The organism is Lentisphaera araneosa HTCC2155, assembly GCF_000170755.1.
Lineage (GTDB): Bacteria > Verrucomicrobiota > Lentisphaeria > Lentisphaerales > Lentisphaeraceae > Lentisphaera > Lentisphaera araneosa.
On sequence record NZ_ABCK01000009.1, the window covers coordinates 46,697 to 61,294 of the forward strand.

Genomic DNA, 14,598 nt, shown 5'->3' on the forward strand with positions numbered 1-14,598 from the left:
CTAAAAATTGGTCAATAGTGAAAGAATGGTAAAAACAAAAAAAAACAAAACTTTAATAAAACCACTAGATCTAGTGGCTGTGCCCTAAAACAACACTAGATCTAGTGTGAGAGGGTGAATTAGCTTTTGAGGTGATCAAAATAGATAAAAAGCTATAAAAACATAAAAAAAAAATGACAGAAGTCGTGTTTTTTGGCTTGCATAAATACTTGTTTGGCGCATCGGTCGAAAAATTTCTTATCTAGTATTATTAAAAATCAGGACTAAGTTTTTGAGAATTAAGCAAATAGATTTTCAGATTGCGCAGTAGTAACTAATAAATATAAGCATATTTTATGTCAATTAATAGCCAGTTTTACCAAGAAAAGAGTCATACATACATCAATGAAATTGCGAGTGACGCAAAGGTTTACGAACATCCTGAGAGTGGAGCGAAAGTTCTCTTTTTAAAGAATGATGATGAGAATAAAGCCTTTTGTATCGGCTTTCGCACGGCTCCTAGTAGTGATAATGGTGTTGCGCATATTATGGAACACTCTGTATTGTGCGGATCTCGCAAATATCCGGTCAAAGAACCCTTTGTTGAATTGATGAAGGGCAGTTTGAATACCTTTTTAAATGCCATGACTTATCCCGATAAAACGGTTTACCCCATCGCCAGTTGCAATGAAGAAGATTTTCATAACTTGATGGATGTTTATCTGGATAGCGTTTTCTATCCCAAGTTAGATAAAGGGGCTTTTTTACAGGAGGGTTGGCATTACGAATGCGATGAATCCGCTGATCCTTATTATAAAGGCGTTGTGTACAACGAAATGAAAGGGGTCTATTCTTCGCCGGAGAGCATTTTATTCCAGGAACTCGACACGCATTTGTGTCCTGACACTAACTACCGTTATGATTCTGGGGGCAAGCCGTCGGCAATCCCTTCTCTCTCGTATGAGGAATATTGCGAATTTCACAAGGAAAAGTATCACCCCAGCAATTCCTGGACAGTAATTTATGGTGATGTGGATGTGGAGCGCTGCCTGACGCATTTACATGAAGATTATTTTCAGCACTTTAAAAAGTTAGACGATATAAAACCCGACGCTTTATTTCAGCCAGCTTTTGATAAAGAGCGCATGGGCAAAATTTCTTATGCTTCTGGACCGGTTAAAGATGATGCGGAGCAAACATTTTTGGCGATGGCCTATTTATTATGTTCGAGTGGTGAGCTCGACGAACTCATGGGCTTACAAGTTTTAGAGCATGTGCTGACGGGAACTTCTGCGTCTCCATTGCGCAAAGCTTTAAATAGTTCAGGACTCGGTGGTGATGTGATTGGTTATGGTTTGAGTGATCAGGCACTGCAGTTGAGTTGGACCGTGGGCATTCGCGATAGTAAAGAAGAACGCCGAGATGAATTTATGGCAGTGGTCGATGGTGTCTTTAAAGACTTAGCAGAGAATGGCGTTCAAAAAGAACATGTCGACGCAGCGATCAACTCGATTGAATTCCGTTTGCGTGAAGCCAATTATGGCTCTACTCCTGCAGGAGTAGTCTACGCTTTAAATGCGATTTCCGCATGGAATTACGATTATGATCCCCTGGAACGTTTCTGTTACGAAAAGCATCTTGATCAATTAAAGAAAAATCTCAAAGCAGGCGGCTATTTAGAGGGACTGATTAAAAAGTACTTTATCGACAACTCGCATCGCGTAACTTTAGTTTGTGCTCCAGATGAAAACTTGGGTGAGCAAGAAGCTGCGGAAGAGCAAGAGCGCTTACAGCAGGCTTGGGGAAGTTTTAGTGAGGACGAAAGAGTGGCCCTCCAAGCAGAGGCTAGCGAACTCCTCAAAGCTCAAGCTCAGCCAGACTCGCCCGCAGACCTTGAGAGTATTCCCCAGCTCTCGAGAAAAGATTTGCGTCGTGAAATCAACAAAATCCCTTATGAAGTTAAAGAAGTCGATGGCGTCGAGTATTTGAGATGTGCGCAAAACTCGGGTGGGGTTCAATACATTAAATGGGCCTTTGATTTAAATGACTTCACAGTTGATGAATTACCCATGGCCAAACTCTTTGCTTTGGCTTGCCTGACTTGCGGTACGGCAAATAAAGGTTTTGAAGAATTGACGACGGAGCTGGCTTCTTGTGCGGGTGGCGTGGGCGCTTACTTCAGTTTGCCAAATAATTTGGATGGGCAGCACAAACGCAATCTCTTTATCAGCGCTAAAGTGATGCAGGCTCGTGAACAAGAGTTTCTCGACTTATTAAAAGAAGTCGTTCGCGATTTAGATTTTTCCGATTCAAAGCGCCTCAACGAATTGCTGCATCAGCAAATTTCCAAAGTGCAGTCCTCTTTCGTTAAAGGTGGAGAATGGATTTCTCGACTAATCCTTAATAGTGGGCTCAATGAAGCCGACTACCTCGATGAAAAAGTCAGTGGGCCTAGTTTTTTAAGTTTCCTTCAGAAAGCTTTGGAGCGCGTCGAAAGTGGTCAGTTAGGTCGTGAATTGTGTGCTCTAAAAGAGCGTGTCTTTAATAAAAATGGCTTGATCGTTAGCCTTACAGGTGAAGCAGAAACCATCGACCAAGGTCTGAAGAATCTTGCGAGCTTTTCGGGTGTTCTCCCAGTGAATCAAAAAACGTTTGTTCAGCCGCAAATCAAACTCGAAAAAGCTAATGTGGGCTTGGCAACAGAGGGCCAAGTTCAGTACGTGAGTATGGGAGTGAACTTAAAGGAATATGGCCTCCAAGATGATCCTCGTTTCCCTCTCTTAAGCCAATTGCTTTCCACGGGTTATTTATGGGAGCGCGTCCGCGTTCAGGGCGGAGCTTATGGTTGCTTCCTCAGTTACGAAAAATTTGATGGCGTTTTAAATATTTGTTCCTACCGTGACCCGAATTTAGAAGAGACCTTAGAGGTCTATAAAGGCGTGGCTGATTTTATTCGCAACTTAGATGTGAGCGAAGTGGAATTCGATAAGATCTTCATCGGTACTTTTGGTCGCATTGACTCACCCATGACAGTATCGCAAAAAGCCGGCGTGGTTTTAAGTCGTTATATGGCCGGGATCGATGATGAGCTCTTACAGTCGCGTCGCGATGCCTTGTTGAAATGTACTTTAGAGGACATCAAAGCCTTGGCCCCGTGGTTCGATAAACTCAATGAATCTGGACAAATTTGTGTGCACGGAGGACGAGCTCGAGTCGAAAAAGCGAGCGCGCTGTTTGATCGCCTCGATTACCTCGCCGGAGCAGGCGGTGACGAAGACGACGATGAAGAGGAAGACGATTTTTTCACAAGTCCTTGATTTGAGGGCTTTTGAAAGCCCTTTGTGGTCTGCGTGATTGACTAAGTTTTTGAACCATTTTTAACTGTCCTAACTTGGAATTTTTGTGGATCGGTTAATAGTTGGGCTGATTAAATTTATTTAAGATATAATAATAGGAATTATACATGTCACTTCCTGAACATCGCGTTACGCACTTAAAAGCGTTGGAAGCGGAAAGTATTCACATCTTCCGTGAAGTCGCAGCTGAGTTCGATAATCCTGTCATGCTCTACTCTGTAGGTAAGGATTCATCCGTTCTTCTCCATTTGGCACTCAAAGCCTTTTACCCCGCAAAACTCCCCTTCAAACTCCTCCACGTTGATACCAACTGGAAGTTCAAAGAAATGATCGAATTCCGTGATGAGTTTGCCAAGAAAAAAGATCTCGACTTAATCGTTTACAAGAACCCTGAGGGTCTTGAAATGAATATCAACCCATTTGTTCATGGTAGTGCCGTTCACACGGATATCATGAAAACTCAAGGCCTCAAAAAAGCTTTAGATATCTATGGTTTTGATGCAGCCTTTGGTGGTGCTCGCCGCGATGAAGAAAAATCTCGTGCAAAAGAGCGTGTGTTCTCTTTCCGTGACCGCAATCACCGCTGGGATCCAAAAAATCAGCGTCCTGAACTTTGGGACCTCTATAATCCTCGCGTCCGAAAAGGCGAGAGTATTCGCGTTTTCCCAATGTCGAACTGGACTGAGTTGGATATCTGGCAATACATCTATCTCGAAAATATCGAGATTGTTCCACTTTATTATTCTAAGCCACGTCCTGTCGTTGTTCGTGATGGCGTAAAAATCCTCGTTGATGATGATCGCCTCGAACTCGAGCCTGGCGAAGAATCCACAATGGAAAGTGTGCGTTTCCGTACACTCGGTTGTTACCCACTTACAGGTGCAGTTGAATCCGAAGCTGCAACGCTTCCGGAAATCATTCAGGAAATGCTTCTCACTAAGACATCTGAGAGACAAGGTCGTGTCATCGACAGCGATTCATCTGGTTCCATGGAGAAGAAAAAAATCGAAGGGTATTTCTAATGTCACATAGTTCAGATCTTATTGCAGAAGATATTCATGCATATCTCAAAGAACACGAAAACAAAGAGCTTCTTCGCTTTTTAACTTGTGGTAGTGTAGATGATGGTAAATCGACTCTTATCGGTCGTTTGCTTTACGATTCAAAAATGATCTACGAGGATCAGCTAAGCGCTATCCAAAAAGACTCAAGTAAGTACAACACAACAAACGAAGAGTTCGACCTCGCTTTATTGACTGATGGCCTTCAAGCTGAACGTGAGCAAGGTATCACAATTGATGTGGCTTACCGTTACTTTTCTACAAATAACCGCAAATTCATTATTGCCGATACTCCTGGGCACGAGCAATACACTCGTAACATGGCCACAGGTGCTTCCACATGTGATTTAGCGATTATTTTGATTGATGCACGTCATGGTATCCAAACTCAAACTCGTCGTCACAGCTATATCGTATCACTTCTCGGTATCAAGCACGTTGTGATCGCGGTGAATAAAATGGATATCGAGATTGATGGCAAAACTTTCAATGAAGATGTTTACGACAAGATCGTTACTGACTACAAAGTCATTGCCAACGAACTTGGTATCAATGATCCTATCTACGTTCCCATGTCGGCACTCAAGGGCGACAACGTCGTTAACAAGAGTGAGCAAACGCCTTGGTACAAGGGTCAATCTCTCATGGAAGTACTTGAGACCGTTAAGATCTCTGAAGACAGAAACTTCGAAAACTTCCGTTTCCCAGTTCAATACGTCAATCGTCCGAACTTAAACTTCCGTGGTTTCTGCGGCACGATTTCTTCTGGCGAAATTAAGCCAGGTGATGAAATCGTTTCATTGCCTTCTGGCATGACAAGTAAAATCAAAAGCATCGTGACTTATGATGGTGAGCAAGACACTGGTTTCGCTGGCCAAGCAGTCACTTTGACTACTGAAGATGAAATTGACATCAGTCGCGGCAATATGATCGTGAAAAAAGATGATCAGCCTTCCGTGAGTAACTCATTCACTGCTGACCTTGTTTGGATGGCAGAAAAAGATCTTGAGCCTGGCCGTGAGTACTACTTCAAAGTGGGTACAAAAACTGTTTCAGGTACAGTGAGTCATATTGAGTACCGTACAGATGTTAACACTTGGGAACATCAGTCAGTCGATTCTTTAAAGCTCAACGAAATTGCTCGTTGCGTCATCAACCTCAGTGAGCCCATGGCTGTTGACGAGTACAAAGTTTGCCGTGCAACTGGCGCCTTCATTGTCATTGACCGTCTCAGTAACACAACGATGGCGGCTGGTATGGTGGCATCGGTGCTCAGTTCTGCTGAAACTGAAATTCGTCGTGAATTCAGTGAAGATGAGCTTACACTCAATGCTTTCATTCGTGAGCAATACCCCCACTGGAACTGTGTTGATATAAGCAAGCTCAAGTAAGTTTAAGCTTCACAGATCTAAAAAAAGCACTCGCCAAGGCGGGTGCTTTTTTATTTGAGAGCAAGGTCAAAATTCTGTACTCCTAGAGCTTACGTTCATTAATATAAATGTTAAATTATTATTAATGTATCACTTTTGGATATATATTGTTAGGTATCTAAGCGGATAGCTCTGCGTAGATTTAGTGAGGACTGAGCTATCCCATTTTAGGAGATAGCACTATGGCAAACCCGCAAGAAAGCACAGTTTTACAGGATATATGGAAGGCTTTTGAAGCCAGTTTACACACTTCGGATTATGAACCCGTCAATACGAGCGAAACAGCACGTATGGATGGTGAAATTTTAGCACCCGAGCCTGAAAACAATGAGGTCGATTCGGAAGAACTTGTTGAAGAAGAATATCATGCCAATATGCTCTGCCCAGGATGTAAAAAGACCAGCGTCTTTTCTTTCAAAAAAATGTTCGAAAAAGTCGTCTGTGCGGAATGCCAAGCAAGCTTTCGTGTCCCCGTTAATACGGAAGAATTTATTTTCGATAAGCATGTTTTAGGCTTGCCCAACTTTAATATTTTCCGAGCCTACAATAAAGAGAATGAATTCTACGGCGATGTGGTCATCTATGATCAACAAGGTAACTGTGAGCTAGATGAAGTTGTGCAAGTGGTTCGCAACTTCTCGCAGCTCCAATTAAGCAAGTATGTCAGTCCCCATCACTTTCAGGTCGATGATAAAGCTTATTATTTGACGCGGCCTCAAGCAGCTTATCAGATGCAAATTTATCTCGATCAAAATGAAGAGACGAGCAACGGACAACTGGCAACGATTTTGGATCAAACAACGGTCTTGTTAATGAGTTTGTGTAAGCACCAGGTCATTGGCGAAATTCTCCCCTCAGATATCTGCTTAAATTCTGAAGGCCAAGTAGAGATTTGTGACTATGGCTTGAGAGAAGCGCTTTTCGCAAAGCTAGGGACTCATTTACCTTATACTCTTTTAGCGCCAGAAATTATTGCTGGCGGACAACGCAACGAAGCTTCCTTAGTTTACTCATTAGGTATTCTTGCAGCAACACTTTTAAAGAAAGAACCGCCCTTTAATGAATTAGATGCTCAGCTCATTAATCAAGAACGAGAAAACTACATCGAAAATTTCCAAGAAACGAAACTCCCTGGCTTCTTAAAATTACTCCTCAAAGTCGTCCCCAAAGAACGCCCACCGCTCATGCAATGCCGTGACTTCTTCCTGCGCCTCTCCCGCCAAAGAAAGTGATCTCACTCACTTTTCGTTCAAGCCTAATGTTCACTTGTTATAGGTTCCCATTTTTTTACTTAGTGATCATGAAAATATTCTCTGTTCTTGCATCTACCATATTTAGGATCTTTACAGGCGCCGCATTTATGGCATTGAACCCAACCACAAGATTTACAAACGGTGTCTACTCGCTTATCGATAATGACTTTTTCACCTCTTTTGATTAAACAATCCCAGCAATTGTTGAAATAATTACTGGATGTCGTAGGTAGCAATAAATTGGCTCTTTTTTTATTTTCCTGTATTTGAGCAACTAATTCTTTAGAAAAAGGTTTATTCTTATAAATTTCTCTAAGTTTGTCAAGGACTGTCATAATCATTTGAGTTCGACCTTTCATAGATGATCTATTGTTTACTTGTTTTGCCTTTAGTAAATCATCAACATACCGACTAAGTCTTTCAATTAGTACTGTAGGTTTTTCAGACATGATTGTTTATTTTTCCATATAACATTATAATTGGTAGAATGTTCTGATTTATTTGTTAAAATGGGGCGATTGTGGATCCGCATGATCAGTCTCTGTGATAAAGACCGATTTGATTTGGTGGCAAGTGTATTTGTAATAATGAACCTCCTGACCTTAGTTCTTATGACTCCTTGGCATAAATGACTACTTTGAATAGGGACTTCAAGCTTTTTCGGGAATGAGGCGAGGTTTTTGCTGTGAAAATTTCTAAGAAAAGTATTCGTCTAGAGGGCTGATCTACCCATTACCTTTCAATGTTTCACTCCGCGACTCTGCGTGATAAAGGGCAATTTTGAATGGTGAATGTTTAATGACTATAAGTTGTTTCTTCTCGGTGTTCTCCGTGCGCTCTGTGGTGAAATATCTTAGTATAGCTATAAAAAAAATTCTCAAGTATAAGTCTAGAAAAAAACTTCGTGCCTTGGCGCCTGCGCGAGAGAATCTAAAAGTCATTTTCCTATGCCAATTCTGTTTAAATAAAGAAACATTATTTCACGCTAAGTCGCCAAGAGATCTAAAGGGCAATTTTGCATGGTAGGTAGTTCACGCTTCAACGTGTGGGATAGGGCTGGAGGACCTCTTATTATGGGATTTCAGTTCAATGGTTTTTGAGTTAAATGAATTCTCACAGAGTCGCGAAGGCGCAGAGAGTGATTGATAAATGACTTGGGGGATTTAAATTAAGTTTAAATGATAGGGAGTGAATGTAATGGCAAAGATGAAGTTTTGGGAGAGGTTTAAGATCTCATTTCGCTGGGTTGCGAGCTTATTGATTTTTATGGGTGTCTTGGAGTTCGCCAACCACTTATCGAATTACGCCTTGAGTGTGAATGGGGGTATTGTGCCGCGCGTGCCTTCTCGCCTTTGGGCCATTTTCACGGCGCCCTTTTTACATTTTTCCCCAGAGCATTATTTGCTCAATAGTATTTCCTTTGCGATCTTGGGTGGACTCGTGGTCTTAGAGGATCGGCGGATCTTTGTGAAGCTGACTTTATTCTCATGCTTTTTTGCGGGGCTCGCCGTGTGGTTGGTGGGGCGACCTCATTCAGTGCATGCGGGCTCCAGTTTATTGATATTTGCTTACTTTGGCTTTGTGGTCGCATCGGGTTGGTTCGCCAAAAATTGGAAGTCATTCTTTTTGGCGATACTCATTGGTTTGATCTATGGCGGGATGATTTTTCAGGCTCTACCCACAGAAGAATTCATTTCTTGGGAAAGCCATTTATTTGGTATGATAGCTGGCATCCTCTTTGCCAAAATTCTCGGGAAACGAGGCAGATAAGTATATTTAAGTAGAAGATCAAAAGCTTAAACCACAGAGGACACAGAGAGCACTGAGTAAATAAATAAAGATTTAGCTAAAACTTTAATTACAATACAAAGCGTTTGATACCATTTTTAAGGAGTCGTTCGTTAAAATTGATTAATAAGCCAGTGTTCATTTTTGCTAATTTCATATAGGTCAATAGTTGTGCTTCGTGAATTGGTAGAACTTTACTCACACTCTTGAGTTCAACAATCACTTCCTGTTCAATAACTAGATCTAAGCGATAGCCACAATCTAAGTTTAAACCTTTGTATTTCACTGGCATGGCTTGTTCTAGGGTGAAACGCAAGCCAGCCAAACGTAACTCATGAGCTAAGCATTGCTGGTACGCGGACTCCAATAAACCTGGGCCAAGATGTTTATGCACCTCAATCGCACAAGCCAATATTCGCACAGTTAAATTATCGTTCCCATCCATAACTATGTCCTTCCTAATATTCAAATTTAGATTACTTACTCTTAAAACAACTCTCAAGCTCCCCTTAAGAATCTACTTAGATTTTCTCCGTGATCTCTGTGGCCTCTGTGGTGAAAATATATCTTCGGAGCATGCTTAGCAGCCGATCTGCCAACTTCTTTTAAACCTAAATCCTGCGGAAGAGGGTGCTGAGGATGAGGCTGCAGATGGCCATGAGCGCAAAAATATTGAGGGCACTCTTTTGAGTTTTGATTTCTTTGCGCTCTTCGCTAATTTTTTCAAAGCTCTCGAGACTATCAAAGATTTCTGGTTTCGTTGATGCGAGTAAATATTCTTTGGGGTAGGTACTGATTTTACTGATGGTTTTGAGTCGGTTATTGCTTTGATCGTGGAGGCGCAGAGTGAAGTTCTCGTCTGCGGGTTTCGCAAAGTTCGTATGGTAATAACCAAAGCCCACTTGCTGAATCGGAAGTTTTTGAACTTTGCCGTTATTATCCATGAGGGTGGCATCCCAAGTAATATGATTTTCAGGCGTGCCATTTTCATTGCTGCGGTAAATCTGAATGTTCATTTCTTTATCATTGCCTTTGAGATCCGTAATGAAGCCCTGGGCGGATTTATTGCGGACAATTGAGCGCACTACTTGAGCCCAAAACTTACCAAAGTCATTCCATTCTAACCATTCCCCAGCCCACAAATCCGTGGTGTCGGAAGTGAAGGCCACTGATTGACCCAAGCCATAACGGCCAGAAGCGAGCAGGGGGTCACCCGTTTCGGTAAGTAACTGCACCTGAGCACTAGCTTTGACCTTGGTCATGACGTAACCGAGGAGAAGTGGTGTTTCGTCTATATTAATGCCTTGGAGGTAATCTGAGTCATCAATTTTAATGGGTGCAAAGGGTTCCTCTTTAATGGCCGAGCGTGAGGCCTCCATAGTCTCCTTAGTGAAGATACGAGGCATTTCTTCGGCATTATTAGTGACGTAAGCTCGGCCATTGCCAATTTGTGCAATGGCAGCCATGAGATCGACCGCAGCGCCTTGTCCGAGGGAGACAGTTGAGATAGTTACGCCCATTTGAGCGAGTTCGGAACTGATGCCTTCGAAGTCACCGCCTTGGCTCTGACCATCACTCAAGACAATCATGTGTTTGATTTTGGCACTAGCGATACCCAGCATATCACGGCCCATGACCATGGCGGGATAGAGGTTTGTACCACCACCCGCACCGATGCCATCAATCTGAGAGAGTACCTCGCCTTTATTGGCAGCAGAAGTTAAGTCAGTCACGAGTTTGGCACTGCCATCAAAGGCAATGACCCCCACTTGATCTCGGCTTGAGAGCAGTTCAGCTGCGGCCTTTGAGGCTTCGCGAGCGAGGACAATTGGTTGACCATTCATACTACCGGATTTATCGATGACGAGAACGAGTGCGAGTGAGGGCTGTTCTTTTTCTTTTTCGTAACGGGAAGTGACGGGGAGGACTTCTTCAATGGGAGTTTTATAATAACCGCCTAGGCCAAAACTATTTTCTGAGCCAGTCATGATGAGTCCACCACCGAACTCAGTGACGTACTTGCGAACATTATCCATTTGTCTCGCACTCAAGTGAGTGGCTTCGATATCGGCAAACATAATGGCGTCAAATTCGTTGAGTTGCTGCAATGAGGCAGGCAGTCCGTATTTTCCGCGTACATCCATGCTGATGCCCTGTTTTTCCAGAGCCTTTTTGAGCTCACGTAGCTTGGTGGGTTGATTGTGAAGAGCAAGGACTTTTGCCTCTCCCTGCATGATCAGTGAACAACGAGCGATATTATTGATTGGGAAGTAATCTTTTGGGGCAGAGATTTCGGCTTCCCAAATGCCACTAGTGGTTTCGTTGCTAGTGACTTGGAAGTTGACTTTTTTGGGTAGGTCTTTCTCTAACTGAAGCTCAATGGCATGAACGATGATACCCTGTGAGACAAATTTGAGTTTGGCTTGCGTTGTGTAATTACTCAAGACGGTCGCCGTCATTTTTACTACTTCGCCACGGTAAGCCACTGGGCTACTACTTTTGAGCTCGACTACCGAGACTTCTGGCTTTTGAATTTTCTTGAGTTCGTGAAAACTCATTTGTATGTCTTCTTGCTTGAGACTCTCGATGGAGGAGAGCAATTGCTCACCCGTTTCAATACCATCGGAAAAGAGGCAGAGTTTTTTGATTTTATTAGCGGGGTAGACCATCTTGACCACTTCGAGGGCAGAAGCAATGGAAGATTGACTGCGGAAAAGATCATCAGAGAATTTGCTATCCCAATCCTTGAGAGTCTGCCTAAGCTCTTTTAAGGTGGTTTTTTGGACGCCATTCGCAAAGCTGTAGAGCGAATAAGAATCACTTGATTTTAGAGTGCTGATACTGGCTTCGATTTCATCGAGGGTTTCTTGAGCGTCAGCTAAATCAATAGACTGGGAGACATCCACAAGATAGACCGCGTGAAGATCTTCCGAAGAACTGGAAAAGTAGGGATGACACAGGGCTAAAATGAGGCAAATGAGTGCAGTGATCCTAAAGAAATTGGCCGCGTGATGTTTCTTCTTGCTTCGAGTCACCAAGGTGGTGAAAATAAAGTAGGCGAGGGGGAGGAGGATTCCGAGCCAGAACAAGGGCGTGTAAGTCGTGAGAGTCATTAACCGAGCTTCCTTCTGTGGTAGAGCATGGCTTCGCAGGCGATGAGGATAAGCGCTACAATTAAGAGGGAGTCGCCGATGGGGAAACTCGAATTAATCGCTTTGGCATTTGATTTGCTGAGCTTATTAAAAATACTTGATTCAAATTTATTATTTAAAGAAACCGCAAATTGTTCTTCTTTGCCGGCTTTAGTGAATTGGTAGAAACCCACTTCATTGAGTTTTAGAAGTTTTTGCTCTGAGTCCAGTTCTCCACTGGGACCCTGTAAATTTTGTACTACGGGAAGCTCTAGGATATCACCTGTGAGATGATTAGATTTTTTCATATCGTCTCGACCACTAAGGTCATAGGAGAGTGAGTAAACTAAGACGGGGAAATAGATGTTGAAGTAGAGTTGCGCTTTGGCGGGGTCCATGTTCACCACAATGGCGTTGGTGCCCTCGACAGTAGTTTTGTAGAGCAGGGGAGTTTTATCTTCGTTTTCGACGAGGATGACGGAGTTCTTTGGAGCAGAGATTTCTTGGGCCCCATCAAAAGTCAGCGTATCGAGGGGACAAAACTTAATCGCGGGGTGCTCGGGCAAAAGAACTTTGGGTAAAGTATTGTCGAGGGGGCGGGGTTCGCCTTGCCAATAAGGGGAAGTTCCTTGAGGAGAAAAAATGATTTTATTGATTCCGGTATTTTCACCATTGGAGGAAATGCTGATTTCGGGAGATTGAGTCACGGCTTTCATGGATTGACCGGCACTTTGAAAGGCGTCGACGCAGCGTTTGAAAAAGGCTTGATTTTGATCTAAGTCGAGTTGGATGCGCACGGGCGAAGGGGGATCTAATTGTGCGAAAGCTAGGTTATCAATGGCGAGGGCATCGCTAAGTTCATGTTTGAGAAACCAGGCGCCAGTGCCTTGATCCGAGAGGTCCATGACTTTGGCCTCATTGAGGCCGGGCTCAACAGTGATGGGAATGATTTTGACGAGCTGATTAGGATCTTGATGGGCGAGGTGAAGTTCAATTTCTTGGATTTGATCGAAGCTACTCGTGACTTGAAAGAAGATCCCGAGCTTATTGTTTTCACCGGGTATTTGGCGGATATCAAAAGCGGTAATGCCGATGTTTTCACGGGGGCTACCCACTTTTACTAATTCGAGTTGATCAATTTTATCCGAACCTTGAAAGCAGGTGTCAGAAATGAAGATAAAACGCGAATTGGCAATAATGGATTTGTTTTTGGCAATGGCCTGGAGTTCTTGAGCATTTAGAGGGTTCTGACTTTGGCTGATGGCTTCAATGCCCTTAATCAGACTGCGGCGATTGCTGGTGGCATCAACTTTGATTTGCAGTGAATTAGAAATGGAAGTAATTAGTGCAGTTTGCGAAGAAGAGAGACTTTTTACCATGTTGATGGCTTTTTCTTTGGCATCTTCTAAGCGACTTTTTCCTTCTTCGAGGCTGCCCATGCTAGCGCTATTGTCAATAATAATGACGAGGTTTTGGTCACTGTCATCAAGATTGAGGGAGGGTTGTGCCATGGCCAAGATGATTGCGGAAAACGCGAGAATGAGAATCAGTAGACTGATGAGATCTCGCATATTTTTAAATAAGCCATTTTGCTTTTTTTCTTCAAAGATCTGATTCCACAAAAAGAGGGCGGTCGTTGACTTCTTTTCGGGGCGAACTTTGAAAAAATAGAGTGCAATCAGGGGGATGAGTGATAAAAAAGCCCAGAGTGCCGCAGGGTTGAGAAAGGTCATGCGACAAGGCCTCCACGGCGTAGGATACTCTGGATCACGGTTTCAAAAGGCGTTTCAGTGGTGGTTTGAATGAGGCCGATGCCCGATTTGGCACAATCGTTTTTGAGGGTTTCGTTCCACTCAGCCATGAGCTGATTAAATTTTGCGGCTTCCGCAGGGCTCACAGTCACTTTTTTCATGGCTTTGGTTTCGACACATTCTAGCTCGAGATCACCACGTAAATTGCAGTCGAGTTCACTGGGATCGAGAACTTGAATACAGAAGACATCATTTTTTGACCAACGTAGCAGGTCGAGAGCTTTTTTGTAACCATCTTCCACCAAGAAATCAGAGATGACTACACAGACTGCGGGGCGTTTGAGCTTGGCTTGTAGGGTTTTGATTGAAGTAAGAAACTTTGTGTCTTGACCAAAAAGAATGCTTTCTTCCAGACTATTGAGCATCGGGAAAATTTTGCTTTTACCATGACTAGGTTTGAGCACGGTTTGAAGTGAGTCCGCAATGCCATAAACCGTGAGGCGATCTGTATTGCTGAGAGCAATATAGGAGAGGGCGGCGGCGAGTTGCTTGGCGTAAAGTTGTTTTGATGCCATGGAATGACTGAGGTCGAGCAAAATATTGATTTGCACGTCTTCTTCGAGTTCAAAGAGTTTGATGACGAGCTGCTCGAGGCGCGCGGCAATATTCCAGTCAATATTCCTGAGGTCGTCGCCTTGACTATATTCTTGGTAATCGGCAAAGGTGGTTCCGCTACCCTTCTTATTACTTTTGCGGTCAGCTTTGAGTTCCCCATTGAGGACTTTGCGTGCCAAGAGGGCAAGCATCTCGAGGCGCTTGATGAACTGTGGATCGGTTAAAAGCATCTGA

At 43.3% G+C, this 14,598-nt stretch carries 10 protein-coding genes; 5 read left to right on the forward strand and 5 right to left on the reverse strand.

Annotation, left to right across the window (positions count from 1 at the left end):
* Positions 1 to 335 precede the first annotated feature (335 nt).
* The 4 genes from LNTAR_RS10790 to LNTAR_RS10805 all read left to right on the forward strand — a co-directional run bounded on the left by LNTAR_RS10790 (position 336) and on the right by LNTAR_RS10805 (position 7,058).
* A complete protein-coding gene (locus LNTAR_RS10790; RefSeq protein ID WP_007278732.1) occupies positions 336 to 3,296 on the forward strand; it encodes an insulinase family protein in 2,961 nt (986 codons plus the stop codon).
* A 146-nt stretch (positions 3,297 to 3,442) separates the two neighbouring features.
* Positions 3,443 to 4,357 carry a sulfate adenylyltransferase subunit CysD gene (gene cysD / locus LNTAR_RS10795; RefSeq protein ID WP_007278733.1) on the forward strand — a complete coding sequence of 305 codons (915 nt, stop codon included), beginning with the start codon at positions 3,443 to 3,445 and terminating at the stop codon, positions 4,355 to 4,357.
* On the forward strand, positions 4,357 to 5,787 hold the full coding sequence (gene cysN / locus LNTAR_RS10800) for a sulfate adenylyltransferase subunit CysN (protein WP_007278734.1): 1,431 nt from the start codon (positions 4,357 to 4,359) through the stop codon (positions 5,785 to 5,787). The genes cysD and cysN overlap by 1 nt, the downstream gene beginning before the upstream one ends.
* A 221-nt stretch (positions 5,788 to 6,008) precedes the next feature.
* Complete coding sequence (locus LNTAR_RS10805; protein ID WP_007278735.1) at positions 6,009 to 7,058, forward strand: protein kinase domain-containing protein; 1,050 nt, start codon at positions 6,009 to 6,011, stop codon at positions 7,056 to 7,058.
* Between the two features lie 59 nt (positions 7,059 to 7,117).
* Here LNTAR_RS10805 and LNTAR_RS10810 read toward each other — a convergent pair whose 3' ends face one another.
* Positions 7,118 to 7,528, reverse strand: a complete 411-nt coding sequence (locus LNTAR_RS10810) for a hypothetical protein (RefSeq protein ID WP_007278736.1) — start codon at positions 7,526 to 7,528, stop codon at positions 7,118 to 7,120.
* A gap of 748 nt (positions 7,529 to 8,276) precedes the next feature.
* Between LNTAR_RS10810 and LNTAR_RS10820 the strand changes: the two genes are divergently transcribed.
* Complete coding sequence (locus LNTAR_RS10820) at positions 8,277 to 8,849, forward strand: rhomboid family intramembrane serine protease (protein WP_007278738.1); 573 nt, start codon at positions 8,277 to 8,279, stop codon at positions 8,847 to 8,849.
* Positions 8,850 to 8,937: 88 nt separating this feature from the next.
* Here LNTAR_RS10820 and LNTAR_RS10825 read toward each other — a convergent pair whose 3' ends face one another.
* The 4 genes from LNTAR_RS10825 to LNTAR_RS10840 form a co-directional block, all read right to left on the reverse strand.
* Positions 8,938 to 9,312 carry a GxxExxY protein gene (locus LNTAR_RS10825; protein WP_007278739.1) on the reverse strand — a complete coding sequence of 125 codons (375 nt, stop codon included), beginning with the start codon at positions 9,310 to 9,312 and terminating at the stop codon, positions 8,938 to 8,940.
* 166 nt (positions 9,313 to 9,478) lie between these two features.
* The gene (locus LNTAR_RS10830; protein ID WP_007278740.1) at positions 9,479 to 11,980 is read right to left on the reverse strand and encodes a VWA domain-containing protein; all 2,502 of its coding nucleotides are present in this window, start codon (positions 11,978 to 11,980) and stop codon (positions 9,479 to 9,481) included.
* A complete protein-coding gene (locus tag LNTAR_RS10835) occupies positions 11,980 to 13,731 on the reverse strand; it encodes a vWA domain-containing protein (RefSeq protein ID WP_007278741.1) in 1,752 nt (583 codons plus the stop codon). Before LNTAR_RS10835 ends, LNTAR_RS10830 begins: the two co-directional genes overlap by 1 nt.
* A complete protein-coding gene (locus LNTAR_RS10840; RefSeq protein WP_007278742.1) occupies positions 13,728 to 14,594 on the reverse strand; it encodes a DUF58 domain-containing protein in 867 nt (288 codons plus the stop codon). The genes LNTAR_RS10835 and LNTAR_RS10840 overlap by 4 nt, the downstream gene beginning before the upstream one ends.
* Between the last annotated feature and the right edge of the window lie 4 nt (positions 14,595 to 14,598).